General features: G+C 50.0%; 14 protein-coding genes. 6 read left to right on the plus strand and 8 right to left on the minus strand.

The window, feature by feature from the left end:
- Positions 1-1,182: 1,182 nt before the first annotated feature.
- The 5 genes from ACOQOZ_RS17505 to dksA form a co-directional block, all read right to left on the minus strand.
- Positions 1,183-2,589, minus strand: coding sequence for a sigma-54-dependent transcriptional regulator (locus tag ACOQOZ_RS17505; RefSeq protein WP_420589439.1), 1,407 nt, complete (start codon positions 2,587-2,589; stop codon positions 1,183-1,185).
- Positions 2,586-5,513 carry an ATP-binding protein gene (locus ACOQOZ_RS17510; RefSeq protein WP_420589440.1) on the minus strand — a complete coding sequence of 976 codons (2,928 nt, stop codon included), beginning with the start codon at positions 5,511-5,513 and terminating at the stop codon, positions 2,586-2,588. Before ACOQOZ_RS17510 ends, ACOQOZ_RS17505 begins: the two co-directional genes overlap by 4 nt.
- Entirely contained in the window at positions 5,503-5,679 is a 177-nt protein-coding gene (locus tag ACOQOZ_RS17515) for a hypothetical protein (protein WP_420589441.1), read from the minus strand. Before ACOQOZ_RS17515 ends, ACOQOZ_RS17510 begins: the two co-directional genes overlap by 11 nt.
- A gap of 242 nt (positions 5,680-5,921) precedes the next feature.
- Positions 5,922-6,818: a tRNA glutamyl-Q(34) synthetase GluQRS gene (gluQRS, locus tag ACOQOZ_RS17520; protein ID WP_420589442.1), complete on the minus strand. Its 897-nt coding sequence runs from the start codon at positions 6,816-6,818 to the stop codon at positions 5,922-5,924.
- A gap of 219 nt (positions 6,819-7,037) precedes the next feature.
- On the minus strand, positions 7,038-7,469 hold the full coding sequence (gene dksA / locus ACOQOZ_RS17525; protein ID WP_420589443.1) for an RNA polymerase-binding protein DksA: 432 nt from the start codon (positions 7,467-7,469) through the stop codon (positions 7,038-7,040).
- A gap of 239 nt (positions 7,470-7,708) precedes the next feature.
- On the opposite strand from dksA, the gene ACOQOZ_RS17530 reads away from it, so the two are divergent.
- From ACOQOZ_RS17530 to ACOQOZ_RS17540, 3 genes are read left to right on the plus strand one after another with little or no spacing between them, the layout of a single operon-like run.
- Positions 7,709-8,896: a pyridoxal phosphate-dependent aminotransferase gene (locus tag ACOQOZ_RS17530; RefSeq protein ID WP_420589444.1), complete on the plus strand. Its 1,188-nt coding sequence runs from the start codon at positions 7,709-7,711 to the stop codon at positions 8,894-8,896.
- 5 nt (positions 8,897-8,901) lie between these two features.
- On the plus strand, positions 8,902-9,630 hold the full coding sequence (gene sfsA, locus ACOQOZ_RS17535; RefSeq protein ID WP_420589445.1) for a DNA/RNA nuclease SfsA: 729 nt from the start codon (positions 8,902-8,904) through the stop codon (positions 9,628-9,630).
- A 41-nt stretch (positions 9,631-9,671) separates the two neighbouring features.
- On the plus strand, positions 9,672-9,875 hold the full coding sequence (locus ACOQOZ_RS17540; protein ID WP_420589446.1) for a hypothetical protein: 204 nt from the start codon (positions 9,672-9,674) through the stop codon (positions 9,873-9,875).
- A 137-nt stretch (positions 9,876-10,012) separates the two neighbouring features.
- Here ACOQOZ_RS17540 and ACOQOZ_RS17545 read toward each other — a convergent pair whose 3' ends face one another.
- Positions 10,013-10,342, minus strand: a complete 330-nt coding sequence (locus ACOQOZ_RS17545) for a Rieske (2Fe-2S) protein (protein ID WP_420589447.1) — start codon at positions 10,340-10,342, stop codon at positions 10,013-10,015.
- Between the two features lie 64 nt (positions 10,343-10,406).
- Here ACOQOZ_RS17545 and ACOQOZ_RS17550 point away from each other — a divergent pair, with 64 nt between their 5' ends.
- The 3 genes from ACOQOZ_RS17550 to ACOQOZ_RS17560 all read left to right on the plus strand — a co-directional run bounded on the left by ACOQOZ_RS17550 (position 10,407) and on the right by ACOQOZ_RS17560 (position 12,974).
- Positions 10,407-11,402 (plus strand): FecCD family ABC transporter permease, encoded by a 996-nt coding sequence (locus ACOQOZ_RS17550; protein ID WP_420589448.1) that lies wholly within the window; start codon positions 10,407-10,409, stop codon positions 11,400-11,402.
- Positions 11,396-12,172 (plus strand): ATP-binding cassette domain-containing protein, encoded by a 777-nt coding sequence (locus ACOQOZ_RS17555; RefSeq protein WP_420589449.1) that lies wholly within the window; start codon positions 11,396-11,398, stop codon positions 12,170-12,172. Before ACOQOZ_RS17550 ends, ACOQOZ_RS17555 begins: the two co-directional genes overlap by 7 nt.
- A gap of 559 nt (positions 12,173-12,731) precedes the next feature.
- A complete protein-coding gene (locus ACOQOZ_RS17560) occupies positions 12,732-12,974 on the plus strand; it encodes a hypothetical protein (RefSeq protein ID WP_420589450.1) in 243 nt (80 codons plus the stop codon).
- Positions 12,975-13,056: 82 nt separating this feature from the next.
- Here ACOQOZ_RS17560 and ACOQOZ_RS17565 read toward each other — a convergent pair whose 3' ends face one another.
- Positions 13,057-13,839 carry a cyclic nucleotide-binding domain-containing protein gene (locus ACOQOZ_RS17565; RefSeq protein ID WP_420589451.1) on the minus strand — a complete coding sequence of 261 codons (783 nt, stop codon included), beginning with the start codon at positions 13,837-13,839 and terminating at the stop codon, positions 13,057-13,059.
- Positions 13,840-13,970: 131 nt separating this feature from the next.
- Positions 13,971-14,318 (minus strand): pentapeptide repeat-containing protein, encoded by a 348-nt coding sequence (locus ACOQOZ_RS17570; protein WP_420589452.1) that lies wholly within the window; start codon positions 14,316-14,318, stop codon positions 13,971-13,973.
- Positions 14,319-14,377 lie beyond the last annotated feature (59 nt).

A 14,377-nucleotide genomic window follows, 5' to 3' on the forward strand; every position in this document is an offset into this window, starting at 1 on the left:
AGCGCACACTTTGAAGTAACAAATTCGTAACTTCGGTAACACTGCGTAACCGATGTGGACGAATCCTGTCATTGAGAATACCTGTCTGGCTAAAAATCATTCTTTAGCATCAGGGTGAATGGAGAAATTGGCGCAACGACGGTTGTTTTTTCGGGAGTAAGAAATAATGAACGTTTGTTCGCAGGAATGTCGTCATTTCCGACGTCGTGACTGAATCAACCGCTCGCATGGCGATAGGCACTAAAACATCAAATATAAGAAATGATTGGTTTGAAACAAATTTGGGTTCAGTCAGGGGTCAAGCAAAAGAGGGATAAGAGTGGTGAGTTCATTGTTTTGAATAAACCGGCTTTACGCCCTTTGTTATTTTTATTGGTACAGCCAAAGCTGTGTATCCAAAACAATGAACTCATAACATTGAGTCAATGACTCCACCTCTGTTGTTTTTATTATCGAGGCGTTTTCTGCACGGGTATGGTTATTTTTATTAGACCCGTTGTTCAGCTTCCGGCGTTTGTTATTTTTATTGTGCCGCCCTGAAGTTGTGAATGAGATAAAGCATTGACCGTGCCAAAAATAAAATTTTCTTTAAAAACAATGGGTTATGGTTTTCTATGCAGGGGGGGAGCTTCTCTACGACCAAAGTGTTACGCAATTCTGCTTCCGTGGGTAACACATGACTGAGTGAGGTAACACTGTGTAACCAGATTAGACAGGGATGGTCGGGTAGAGGGAATGTCCTGAGTAAAGCGTGAGATATAGAGAAATTTAAGGGGAGGAGTGACAGGTTTCTGTGCTCCAGAAACAAGAAAGCTGATTGCTTTGGTCGCGCCAGGCACAAACAAAGGAATCAGCTATCATCGAGTCGGGGCTTATTATTGTTATTGCTCGAACTCAAAGCCCTTTTTTATTTTTATTGTTGGGCCATGTTGGTAACAGTTGTCACCACGTCACTCATTTTTTTATTTTTATTGTTATGAGCGTTGTTGTTATTAGTTGCTGTAACTAAAGCTAAAGATGTGCCAAGTTTTGTTTTTATTTTGGTAATTCCTTTAAAAACAATGACTTACGGGTTTTGGTTTTTAGGATTACGTGGTTGGGATCAGTAAAAACACCAGAAAGTGTTACTGTTTTTGGCGTGTTATGACTGAATTGGAGGTGGAGTGTAACCGAGCGGTTACACTATTTGTTACCCTTCTTACGGGGAATACCCAGGCGCTGGCGCCGTTCCCATAAGCTTTTGCGTGAGATACCCAGTTTTCTCGCCAGGTCAGTCTCTGTCATGTTGGCTTCGTTTTCTAATACGAAGTGAACGAAGTAATCATCTAACGATAGATCACCTTGCTCTTCCTGGGTATCAACTGGCCCATAAGGTTCACTTTGCAGAAGATTGTCTTGCAGAGTCTGACTAACATAGCGGTCGCTGCTGATATCGATTCCCAGGAACTCTGATGCGATAGGCTCACCTTCATCGGCCAGGATAACGGCGCGTTCAACGGCATTTTCCAGTTCACGGACGTTCCCTGGCCATTGATATTGGCGAATGGCATACAACGCTTCTTCGCTGAAAGTCATTTCCGGCTGAGCCATTTTTTCGCAGGCGCGCTTCAACATGGCCTGTGCCAGCTCAATAACATCCTCACCACGATCACGCAGTGGTGGCAGATGCAGTTCAACCACATTCAGGCGGTAATACAAATCCTCACGGAACTCACCACGGCTGGCGAGCTCTTTCAGGTTGCGGTGAGTTGCGGCAACCAGCCGGACATCAACCTTCTGGCTTTGTACCGAACCCACGCGGCGAATTTCACCCTCCTGCAATACCCGCAGCAGTCGTGCCTGGGCTTCCAGAGGTAATTCACCGATTTCATCCAGAAACAAGGTGCCACCATCGGCAGCTTCCACCAGTCCCTGGCGTTGTGCAGCCGCACCGGTAAAGGCGCCTTTTTCGTGGCCAAACAATTCAGATTCGATCAGGGTTTCCGGAATTGCAGCGCAGTTCACCGAAATCATCGGTGCGTTGGCTCGCTGGCTTTGGTTATGCAGTGCTTTGGCGACCAGTTCTTTACCGGTTCCGGATTCACCCTGAATCAATACGGTGGCATCGGTGCGTGCGACTTTGCTGATCTTTTTAAACAGCAGCAGCATAGGCTCGCAGCTGCCGATGATGCCGCTCACCGGATATTCTTTACTGACTTCCTGCTGCATCGCAGGGCTTTGCTGACCACTTTGGCTTTTGATCTGGGATTCTTTCAGGATGCGGTCCACCGCCTGAATCATCTCGTCATGATCAAACGGTTTGGCAATGTAGTCGACAGCGCCCATCTTCATGGCATCCACCGCCGAGCGCAGGCTGGCATAACTGGTCATGATTAATACCGGGGTGTTACCGGCTAATTCAATCAGTTCGGTACCGTCACCACCAGGCAGGCGTAAATCACTGATCACCAGATCGAAGTTTTCAAAATTCTGCGCCTTGGCATCGTCCAGGTTATCCACATCGGTAACATCATGATGATGACGCTGCAGTAATTTACGCAGGGTCAGGCGGATAATGGATTCGTCTTCAACGACTAAGATCTGGCTCATGCAGAGGTTTCCACTTCTTCAGTTTGGGTATAACGCGGCAAGCTGACTTTAACACAGGTTCCGCGATCTTCGGTCACCGGGCTTTCGATGCTGATATGGCCGTAATGTTCTTCGATAATGCTGTATACCAGTGCCAGGCCCAGGCCAGTGCCTTTGCCTACTTCTTTGGTGGTGAAGAAAGGCTCAAAGATATGATCCAGCTTATCTTCAGGAATGCCGTGGCCCTGATCAATCACTCGCAAGATAACCTGATGTTCGTCGGCTTCCGCGGTAACACGAATGAGGTCGCCTCGCTGGCTGGCATCCCGGGCGTTACTTAACAGGTTTACGAACACCTGAACCAGACGTTGGGCATCCCCCAGCAACAGCAGATCCGGCGAACATTCGTTGGAAAACTCAATATCCTGACTACGTTTACTCAGACGTAACAACTGCATGGCTTCATCAATGCAATGAGCGACTTCCACCGCATCATGCTCGGTAGAATGATGGCCTGCATGGGCAAAGTTCATCAGCGATTGAACAATACGAGTAACGCGTTTGGTTTGCTCCTGAATCTGGTCGGCCATTTCCTGCAGATCCGGATTGTCGGTTTCGTAGCGAATCAGTTGAGCCAGGCCATCAATGCCGGTAATCGGGTTGCCAATTTCGTGAGCAACACCGGCCGCCAGGCGTCCAATGGATGCTAAGCGCTCACTGTGCATCAACTCTTCTTCAAGCAACTGGGTATCGGTCTGATCTTCCATCAGTACGACGATGCCGCCGGGTTGACCGCCGGAAGGTTGAATCAAGGCTTTATGCAGGCTGTACCAGCGTGGACGAGCATCAATTTCGAGACGCTTTTTGTGTTCGTGCATTTGTTGGTTAGCAACAAAATCACTTAGCAGTTTTTTCCATGGCGCAGGCAAGCGATCCAGATGTGAACCACTGACCTGATCGGACTCAATACTGGTGAGGTCCACCATCGCCTGGTTCCACATCAGGATTTCACCATCGTCAGCCAGGGAGCAGACACCAATCGGCAGGCGCTCAAGAGTCTGACGATGGTAGCGGCGCAGGTTATCCAGCTCTCCGGCCAGTCCACTTAAACGGTCATGGAAGCCTTCGAGACGCTGTTCAATCTGGTAAATGTCCTCGCTCAGCTCAGCGTTTTCCTGGAATGGCAGGTAGCGGCTGATGATGTCATGGGCAACGGTGGGCCCCATTAAGCCAGACAGGTTAGCTTCCAGCCGTGCACGCAGACGACGCAGAGCATAAGGACGATCTTCGTAGGACGGTAAATCCAGATCGGACAATGCCTGATACACCTCTCGTTCAGCGACGTAGCGGCCCAGTGGTTTGCTCAGTGACACAATCACATCATTAGACGTACCTGCGATCAGGGGTCGACGGGTTGGGCGGGAAACGGTATCGATTGAACAGGCTTCTGCAGCCGATACTTCAGACGGTTTCTGGCGAGTGGTGATGCTGACCAGTACAAACAACCCCAGGTTGGCAGCAAAGGAAGCCAGTGCCGCCAGGTGCCAGTTGCTTTCATCCACCGGTGGCAGCGGGAATGGCACATCCCAGCCAAGGGCCAGTTCTGAGAACGGCAACAGCATGGAGTAACTCCAGGCGATAATGCCGGCAATTAAACCAAACAAGAAACCCTTGCGATTGGATTTTGGCCAGTACAACAGACCAAGAACACCCGGCAGGAACTGCACAGCAGCAACAAAGGCCAATAAGCCTAAGCGGTTCAGATCGAGATCAGCACCCACCGCGGCGTAGAAGCCGTAGGCCAGTAACAGAATGGCAGCAATCAGACTGCGACGTACCCACAGTAGCCAGCGATAGAAATCCGCTCGGGGGCTTGGTTTATGTAGTGGTAATACCACGTGATTTAACAGCATGGCCGCCATGGCAATGGTGATCACAATAATGATGCCAGAGGCCGCAGCCAAACCACCAAGGAAAGTCAGTACAACGAGGAAGGGCGATTCCAGCTGCATGCCGATGCCAAGGGCGTAATATTCAGCCGGTAAATCGATATCTAAATAGACACCAGCCCACAGAATGGGTGGTACCGCCATCGCCATGGCTAACAGAAATAACGGGAAGCCCCAGCTGGCGGGATGCAGCGCCTGGCTGTTTACATTTTCAGTGAAGGTCACATGGAACATATGTGGCATGACCACAGCGGCAGCAAAAAACACCAGCAGCAGGGTACGCCACGGACCTTCTTGTAGCGTAATTTGTTGGTTCAGGCTTTCCTGATTGTCGATCAGCCACTGTTCCAGACCACCCACTTCAGAGAACACGCCAAACAGAGCGACCAACGCCAGAATGATGATGGCGGATAATTTCAGCAGTGACTCAAACGCCAGGGCGAATACTAGGCCCTCGTGTTTTTCACGCGGTGAGACATGGCGGGCACCAAACAGTACCGCGAACAGAATCATGATCAGACAGAAACCAAACGCCAGCTGAGGGGCTTTCCATTCGCTGTTCAGAATATGCAGGGTATCGGCGATGGCACGAATCTGCAGCGTCAGCATCGGGATCACCACAGCCAGCATAAACAGGGTGACCAGCATGCCGGCTAAACGAGAGCGGTAACGGAAGGCTAATAAGTCCGCCAGAGAACTGAGCTGGTAGATGCGGCTGATATTCAGCAATGGCCGCAGCAAAATCGGCGACATAACAAAGGCGCCGGAAATACCGAGATAATAAGCGAGGAAGCCATAACCGTATTGATTGGCTAATCCGACTGAGCCGTAAAATGCCCAGGCACTGGCATAAACACCTAGCGACAGAATGTAGACCATCGGGTGGCGCACTAAGCGACGTGACACCCAGTTGCGCTCAACGGCGTAGGCTGTGGTAAATAAAGCGCCGAGATAACCCAGAATAATCAGGCCGAGCTGACCGAGACTAAAGCTCATCGTCACCTCGCTTCATATTCATCCAGATGTACAGGCCAATCAGCAGTAACCAGATGGCGAATGGTTTGTACCAGGCGCCTTTTTCGTCCAGCCACCAATCCATCATGATGGGTGAGAATAAATAAATGCCAACCAGCAATAATAAGCCGAGGCGATAATCGTACATGTGTTGTTATTTCCTGAACTAACGGTGTCAGAGTCGCTGGATTGTCCGCTACGAGCCGTAAAGCCCGATTTACTTTCATTCGCCGGGTCGGACAGCAAATCCCTGTGCTGGCGACCCTTCCGCAACGTCCTGTTGCTGCTATAAAAGGAAATCAGACTTCACGCCTTCAGATCATACGAAGTCTAAAACGCAGCAGATTAGCATATTGGCCAGTCTGACCGAATTCTGGTTATTGGTTGGGCTTAATTGTGGCGCAAAAAATCCAGTGGTGCGGGGTTTTCTTTGATTCCGGCCAGTGCCTGACGTTGCCAGTGAGTGATTGCCCACTTTAATACGGCTTCATTACCGCTGTTTCTCAGGTCGGCGGGTGGAGATTGGCGCAACCACAGCAAGGCATCCCAAAGCGTGTTACCGGACTCATCCGGTTGCAGAGCGGTGGCCAGGTTCTGTTTGCTGAGCTTCTGGCCGTTACTCTCAACCGCAACCGGGATATGAGAATAATGCGGTATCGGGAAATCCAGAGCTTGCTGTAAACACTGCTGGCGAATGGTGGAGTCGATAAGATCGATACCACGCACCACATGAGTGACGTTCTGATCGGCGTCGTCGGTGACTACGGCTAACTGATACGACCAGGGGCCGTCACGGCGCTTCACCACAAAATCACCGATGTCGTTTTCCAGTGATTCGCGATACTCCCCCTGAAGGCCATCGATAAAGCTGCGCTGTCCACGTCCGACACAAAAGCGCCAGGCGTAATCGCCGCTTTGATGCAGATGCTCTGGCAGCTGACACATACCGTTGTGAAGTTGACCTGCCAACTGTTTACGTGAGCAACCACAAGGAAAGGCATGGTTTGAACGTTTCAGGCGATTGAGGATTTCCAGATAGGCTTGATTGCGCTGGCTCTGATAGCGCACTTCGCCGTCCCAATGAAGCTGGTAGGTATCAAGAATATTCAGAATCTGATCGGCAGCATTAGGATCTTCCCGGGGAGGGTCGAGATTTTCGATTCGAACTAGCCATTGGCCATTCTGGCTGCGTGCATCGAGGTAACTGGCAAGCGCGGCTAATAAAGAGCCGAAGTGTAATGGTCCGGTAGGAGAGGGGGCGAAACGGCCGATATAGGAAGAAGACATATTAATGCCGAATCAGTAAGCCTCGGAATGTCGGTTGAACTGTTTTTCATAGCGACACAAAAAAGCAGGATTGCAATTTTTTGCACAGCGTATCTGCCCGAAGGGTGAAGTACATGGATGTACTGAATGAGCAGTCGCGTTAGGATCGCCGGCACAGGGAAGTGCCGTCCGATCCGGCGGCTGAAAAACAATGCAGCCGAAATTCTTATTAAGACTGTATTAAACGCCCAGCTGCTTCTCTTTGATTTCAGCCAGAGTTTTACAATCGATACACAGGTCGGCGGTTGGACGTGCTTCCAGACGACGGATGCCAATCTCGATACCACAAGCATCACAGTAGCCGTAATCACCCGCGTCGATCAGATCCAGCGTCTTATCGATTTTCTTAATCAGCTTACGCTCACGATCACGAGTACGCAGTTCCAGGTTGAATTCTTCTTCCTGGCTGGCGCGATCGTTAGGATCGGCGTAGTTGTTTAACTCGGTTTGCATGTGCTCTTTGGTGCGATCCACTTCTTCCATTAACTCCTGCTTCCAGTTGCGGAGAATGCTGGTGAAGTGAGCTTGCTGAGCTTCGTTCATATACTCTTCGCCTTCAGCCGCTTCGTACGGCGTGAAGTTGGTCAGAGCAAATTCTTTACTATCTGGCATGGTTTTACTGCCTCACCTGGTAACCCGGTTAACCGGTAATTCAAGTCCATGCGCCTCATGCGCCTCATGCGCTACTTGTGAGGGGCGCTCCAAATGACAAGGCGGGGAAATTAGCAGATAACATCGTCAGCGCCAACTGTTTCTGCGCTGAATTTGATTACGGTTAACATTTCTTCTGGCACAATATGCGCCCTCACGCGGTTTCCCCTGTCTTTATCTGACTAAAGTAGTACCTTCGTATGGCAAATTCCACTCAACGCAGTCAAGAAATACAGCCTTTTCAGGTGATGGCCATTCTGGCTGAAGCTCAGGCCATGCAGGCCGAGGGCAAAGATATTATTCATCTGGAAGTGGGCGAGCCGGATTTCTCTACGGCTCAACCGATGGTGGATGCAGCAGTCACAGCCATGCAGGCCGGTAACACCAAATATACGCCAGCTCTGGGATTACCGCAGTTGCGGGAAAAAATAGCGTCTTATTATCACAGTCGTTTTGGTGTGAACGTCAGCCCGCAGCGAATTGTGCTAACGCCCGGTGCGTCCGGTGCTTTATTGCTGTTAAGTGCGGCGCGACTGGAAGTGAAAGATGGTCTGCTATTGGCGGATCCGGGCTATCCCTGTAATCGTCATTTTGCCCGTACGTTTGAGTCTCACGGGCAGCTGGTTCCTTCTGGCCCGGAGAGTAAATATCAGCTGACGCCAGAACTGATTGCTCAACACTGGCAGGCAAATACCAAGGTAGCCCTGGTAGCGAGCCCGGCGAATCCGACCGGTACCGTCTTATCTCTGGATGAATTGGCCGCTTTGTCTGACTCTGTACGACAAAAGCGTGAACAGCATGGTCAGGGAGAGCTGTGGGTCGACGAAATTTATCAGGGACTCAATTACGACAGCGAGCCTCAAACCGTATTATCTGTCGCCGATGATGCCGTTGTTCTTAACAGTTTTTCCAAGTTTTTTGGCATGACTGGCTGGCGTCTGGGTTGGTGTGTTGTGCCGGAGAGCTGGGTACCAACCATGGATACTCTGGCTCAGAATTTATTCCTGGCACCACCAACACCCGCACAGTTTGCAGCGTTGGCTGCGTTTGATGATGATGCCATGGCAATTTATGAACAGCGTCGTCAGGAGTTACAGCAGCGTCGGGATTATTTATTAACAGCACTGCCAGAGCTTGGCTTTGAAATTCCGGTTAAACCCGAAGGTGCTTTCTATATTTACGCCGATGCCAGTCGATTCACGGATAACAGTCTGGAGTTTTGTTCTGAGGCGTTAAAAGCAACCGGTGTAGCCTTTACTTCGGGTATTGATTTTGGTGAATATCAGGCCAATACCCACGTGCGCTTTGCCTTTACGACGGAATTGCCGCGGTTAAAAGAAGCGGTTGAACGTCTTGCCGACTGGCTACAAAAACGCCAGGGGAAGTAACGGTTATGCAGTATGATTTGCCATTAATTAAAGGCGAACTCATCAAGCGTTATAAACGCTTTTTAGCGGATGTGCGTCTCCAAGATGGTTCGGAAATTACCGTACATTGCCCGAATACCGGCTCGATGAAAAACTGCGCTGAGCCGGGCTGGCCAGTGTGGTTATCGGATAGTCAGAATCCGAAACGCAAATATCAGTACAGCTGGGAATGGGTTGGTGTTCAGGAACAGTTTAAAGCCTGTATCAATACTGCCCGTGCCAATCAGCTGGTGGCAGAAGCGCTGGAAAATAACGTCATTTCAGAGCTGACGGATTACAGCCGTGTTCAGGGGGAGCCCAAAGTCGAAGACGGCAGGTTGGATTTCCTGTTACATCAGGATGATTCGGATACACCTCAGCACAAAGCCTATGTTGAAGTGAAAAGTGTGACCCTTCTGGATGATTCTTCAGGAGATAGCGCTGGTATCGGTTCTTTCCCGGATGCCAAAACCGATCGTGGTTTAAAACATCTGAAACGCTTATTAGCTCTGCATCAGCAAGGTTATCGCGCCGTGTTATTGTTCTGTGTGTCGCACGAAGGTATTGAGCGGGTACGCCCGGCGGATGAAATCGATCCGAAATATGGTCAGGCGTTGCGTGAAGTGGTGGCACAGGGTGTTGAAGTATTAGCCTATCGGGTAGACTTCGGAGAAAACGGCATGGCGATTCAGCGCCGTATTCCGGTTCTGCTTTAGGGTCACCCCTGAGCGTTCTAAACAGTGTAAAAGGAAATTTTATGAAACGTACGTTATTGGTTCTGATTATTGGTGCCGCTGCTGGTGGTGCTGTGATGTACAACGTGATGAATGATCGCGACCCTTTCTCGAATCCGTTTAAGTCTGATTCTCTGCTGGATCAGATGAAAGATGCGGGCTCTGATCTGCTTGAAGATACTGTTGGTGATCTGAAAGAAAATATTGAAGAGAAGCTGAATAAATAGCATCCCATTCAAACTTCAGGAGTTCATCACTTTTATGAAGCAGCGACAGGATGTCGCGGTAGAATCGCAGGTACATGGATGTACCTTCGATTCGGTGGCTGAAAAGTGATGCACTTCTGACGTCAGGAGGCTCAGGTTTAACCCAAACTTACCTCCAGTTGCCCATTATTAATTCTGTGCTCAACCACCTTGAGCCTTTGTCCCTGGCAAGGGCCCGCTATACACATCCCGGTATCAATCAAAAATAACGCGCCGTGCATCGCACACTGAATTAACTGACCATCCATATCGAGAAACTGGTCGTCCTGCCACTCGAGGTTAATGCCCAGGTGAGGGCAGGAATTGTGGTAGACGTGATATTGAGTTCCCTGTCGTACGACAAATATCGCCTGGCCTTCTGTCTCGAAGCCTTTACTCTGTCCTTCCGCTATTGCGTCGATGTGGCACAATGTCTGCCAATTTGTCATCTGTCTGGCCTTATTCTGGTGATTGCTGCTGTGGCCAGAGACCTAATGTTTTAAGGACCTGGTATTGAGCCAATCTGCTTTAATTCGCCGTCAGCATATCTTGCCCTTATGTCTGGTGCTACCCGTGCTGTTTCTGATTCTGGGTGTGTTGTCGGGCAGTCAGAGTCTTAACTGGCTGTTGGAGGCAGATGCCGGTCAAACCATTCTGCTGCATATTCGTTTACCCCGCGTACTGATGGCGTTTCTGATTGGTGCTGCACTGGCGTGGGCCGGTGTGCTGATCCAGGGGGTGGTACGCAACCCGCTAGCCGACCCGGGCCTGATTGGTGTGTCTGGTGGTGCAGCGGTTGCTGCGGCTGTTTTTGTGGTGATCAGCTCCACCATGCCGCTACCACTATGGCTGCAACCGGCCATGGCATTTTTCGGTGGTATGTTTGCCCTGATGGTAGTGATGCGCATGGGATTGAGTGGCGCTTCGATGCACGCCATGAGCTTTCTGGTTCTCGCAGGTATCGCAATTAATGTGTTGGCCCACGCGTTAATTGGTTTGCTGTCTTATATGGCCAGTGACAGTGCATTGCGCCAGATTACCTTCTGGTCACTGGGCAGTTTATCCGGTGCCAATTGGTATTGGATCAGCGCGCTTGCAGGTGTGCTGGTTGCTGCTTTGTTGTATTGGCCAAAACGCCTGCGCCAGCTGGATGCGTTATTGCTGGGAGAAGTAGAAGCCCGCTCATTGGGTGTGTCTGTCACTCAAATGCAATGGCGAGCAGTGATCTGGGTTGCGTTGATGGTGGCGATCGCTGTGTCTGCCAGTGGTGTGATTGGTTTTGTCGGTTTAATCAGCCCCCACATCGCCCGGTTGTTAACCGGTGCGGCGCACCAGCGGGTATTACCTTTGGCCGTTGTTATCGGAGGTTGTCTTCTGGTCGCAGCCGATGCATTGGCGCGCACCATCGTTGCTCCGGCAGAAATGCCAATTGGCATTGTCACCACGCTGTTGGGAGCGCCTGTTTTTATCAGTCTGTTATTACGTGAGAAGAGGCGTTTGTCATGGTAACTCCAGGCCAAAAATCCGGTGTCGTGTTAACGGCTTCTGGTCTCGGCCTCAGAAAAGGCAAAGCCGATATTTTGCGGGATATCAGTTTCGACCTGAATGCAGGCGAGCTAACCATGCTGGTTGGGCCCAACGGTGTTGGTAAATCGACTTTGCTGAGTCTGTTAGCAGGACTGAACAGTCCAGACACCGGCTCCGTGACCATTGCCGAACAAAACTCCTCGGGCTGGACCCGAGAAGAGTGGGCCAGGCACATCACGCTGGTGCCTCAGTTAAGCCAGATGGGTTTTCCGTTAAGTGTTCGGGAAGTGGTTGAGTTGGGAGGTTTGGCCCACAGCCAGTCTGTCGTCACACTGCGTGATGCAACCGCTAAGGCTCTAAGCGACTGGGATATTGAATATCTGGCTGATCAGGAAGTACGTTTGTTATCCGGCGGCGAACAACAGCGTACGCAGCTCGCCCGCAGCTGGATACAGGTGCATCAGGCGGAAAGTTGCTTGTGGCTGTTGGATGAGCCACTAAGTGCGCTCGATTTGCGTCATCAGCGTCAGTGTATTCAGCGCGTTCAGCAGCTGAAAGCAGAAGGCAAAGCGGTACTGATGGTGGTGCACGATCTGAACCTGGCGTTGCGCTACGCCGACCGGGTTTTAATGCTGTCATGTGGTCAGATGACCGCAGATGGTGCACCGGAACAAGTACTTACAGCGGAAAAAGTCAGTGATGTTTTTCAGGTTGAGACACGTTTGGAGCAAGGTGTTTTAAGCTGGATCTGATCTGAATTGCGATGTGCTGATGGCAGATAAAAAAGCGCCCCTCAACTCCGAAGAGAGAGGGGCAAAGCAACCGTGATTAGCTTGATGAGAGAGATCACCATCCAGATGATGAGTCAGGATGCTGAACACCGATGCCATCTCTGGCGTCGATGTGTAAATAATAACCATTATCATTTGAGTTGCAAGCTTTAAATGAGAAATATTCTCGAATAAATTGCTCAGATTTACCGCTGGTCAATTGTTGATCGATATGGCGTGCTTAGCGAAACCGGTTTTAAGATCAGGAATTGGGTTTCAGACAGGCAAAAAAACGCCCCTCATCTCCGAAGAGAGAGGGGCAAACAACCGTGATTAGCTTGATGAGAGAGATCACCATCCAGATGATGAGTAAGGATGCTGAACACCGAAGGCATCTCTGCCGTCGATATGTAAATAATACCTATTCTCATTTGGTCTGCAAGCATTAAATGAGAAATATTCTCAAAAAGGTTATTTAGGTTGATGGTTGTTCAAAAGTTGATCATTACACGATGAAAGAATTCGTGGACGCAACAACGACGTGCTGGCCGTAATTAAGGCTGGTATTAAAACAAGATGGGATTTTAATAAGCTGCAGATAAAAAAACGGCCGCTCCAATGGAGCGGCCAAGCAACCGTGATTAGCTTGATGAGAGAGATCACCATCCGGATGATGAGTCTGGATGTGAACTTCAGCGCTATCTCTAACGCCGATATGCAAACAATAGTGATTCTCACTAATGAAATCAATAGTGATTCTCATTTATTTTTAGCAATGGCGTAAAAAGGTACATTTTTATAGAAGTCACTGCGTATTTGTACAAAAAAGCCCGCAGAGAGCGGGCTTTGGGAATGGGTAGTCGAGATTAATGTTTTTCGATCAGTTGCTGATTCAGTGCAGTAATACGCCTTGCCAGGTTTTCAATCAGATTCACTGCCGCCTGGGGCTGGGCTTCTATCAGCAAAATAAAATCTTCCTGCGGCACTGCCATGATGGTGCAGGGAGTACGGGCAATCACTGTGGCTGAACGTGGCTCTTTGGTAAATACAGCCATTGCGCCAAAGACTTCTTCTTCGCCGATCTCACCCACTTTCACATCATCGACGAAAACATCCGCTTCACCGGTGATGATGGTGTACACATGCTCAGCGGCATCCCCCTGGGCAATAATCACTTCTCCTTCGCTGATATTCTGGAAACCCGCGGTTGGCCGAACCTGGTCTTTAACCATGTCAGACAGGAAGTCGAGTAACAGGGAATTCTGGCAGACCAGGAAGTGGCTCCAGTAATGCTGGCGGCGTTTATCGGAATAGATGTGGCGCAACAAGCGATCGCGATCGATTGGAACGAGTTCAACGTATTCGTCCGAGCGTAAAACCGGCGCGGGCATATCAAAAGAGGCGGAGATGCCAACAATGTCGCCTTCATCAAAGCTGGCCAGATTCTGACCGTTCTTGCAGAAGTGCAACATGCCATCCTGAACTAAAAACAGCTGATCTTTATCGAACAGTTCGTAGAGGTTTTCGACCCCTTCGAGGGTGATCGAGTCCTGTTGCAGGTCAAAGCCTTCAAGTAATGCAGTGGTTAACTGGCGCAGTCTGTGAAGCAGTTGCTCGACGGCATCGGATGTTTTACCCGGCAAGTACATGCTTTTCCCTCATGGTGCTCGTGGCGATGGAGTGGAGTCGTTTTAAGCCCAATGTACCGTAAAAGCTGGCTTGCTTGAACCTGAAAGCCGAGGTTATTTGCCACCGGCCGACAGCTGACAGGAAAAAATCCCTATTTCTCAACAGGATGGCGCAATCGGGTACCGTGCGTTACTGATAACAATATCTCTGCTGCCGAGAGTTCAACCGGAAAGTAACAGCCACTGATTTTGGCGTCTGCGAGGCTGGCACCATCGAGAACACAGCTGCGAAAATCAATGCCGCGCAGGTCGGCGCCACGGAAGTAAGCGTCGGTCAGATCCATGTTTTCCACATTAAGGTTACGCAAATCCAGGCCACGCAGGTCGCAGTTGCGCAAGTTGCATTGCTGGCCTTGCTCCCTGGCTTGGTTAAATCCACTGACATCATCGTGACGCAGCATCTGATACATTGGATCCTGGCTGATGCTGGGAGTGGTCATAAATGTGCTCCTTAATTAAACTGGGCGGCTTATCCGCCTGATGTTCAGTATAGAAACAA

Origin of the sequence: Bacterioplanoides sp., assembly GCF_965219715.1 — a bacterium.
Lineage (GTDB): Bacteria > Pseudomonadota > Gammaproteobacteria > Pseudomonadales > Oceanobacteraceae > Bacterioplanoides.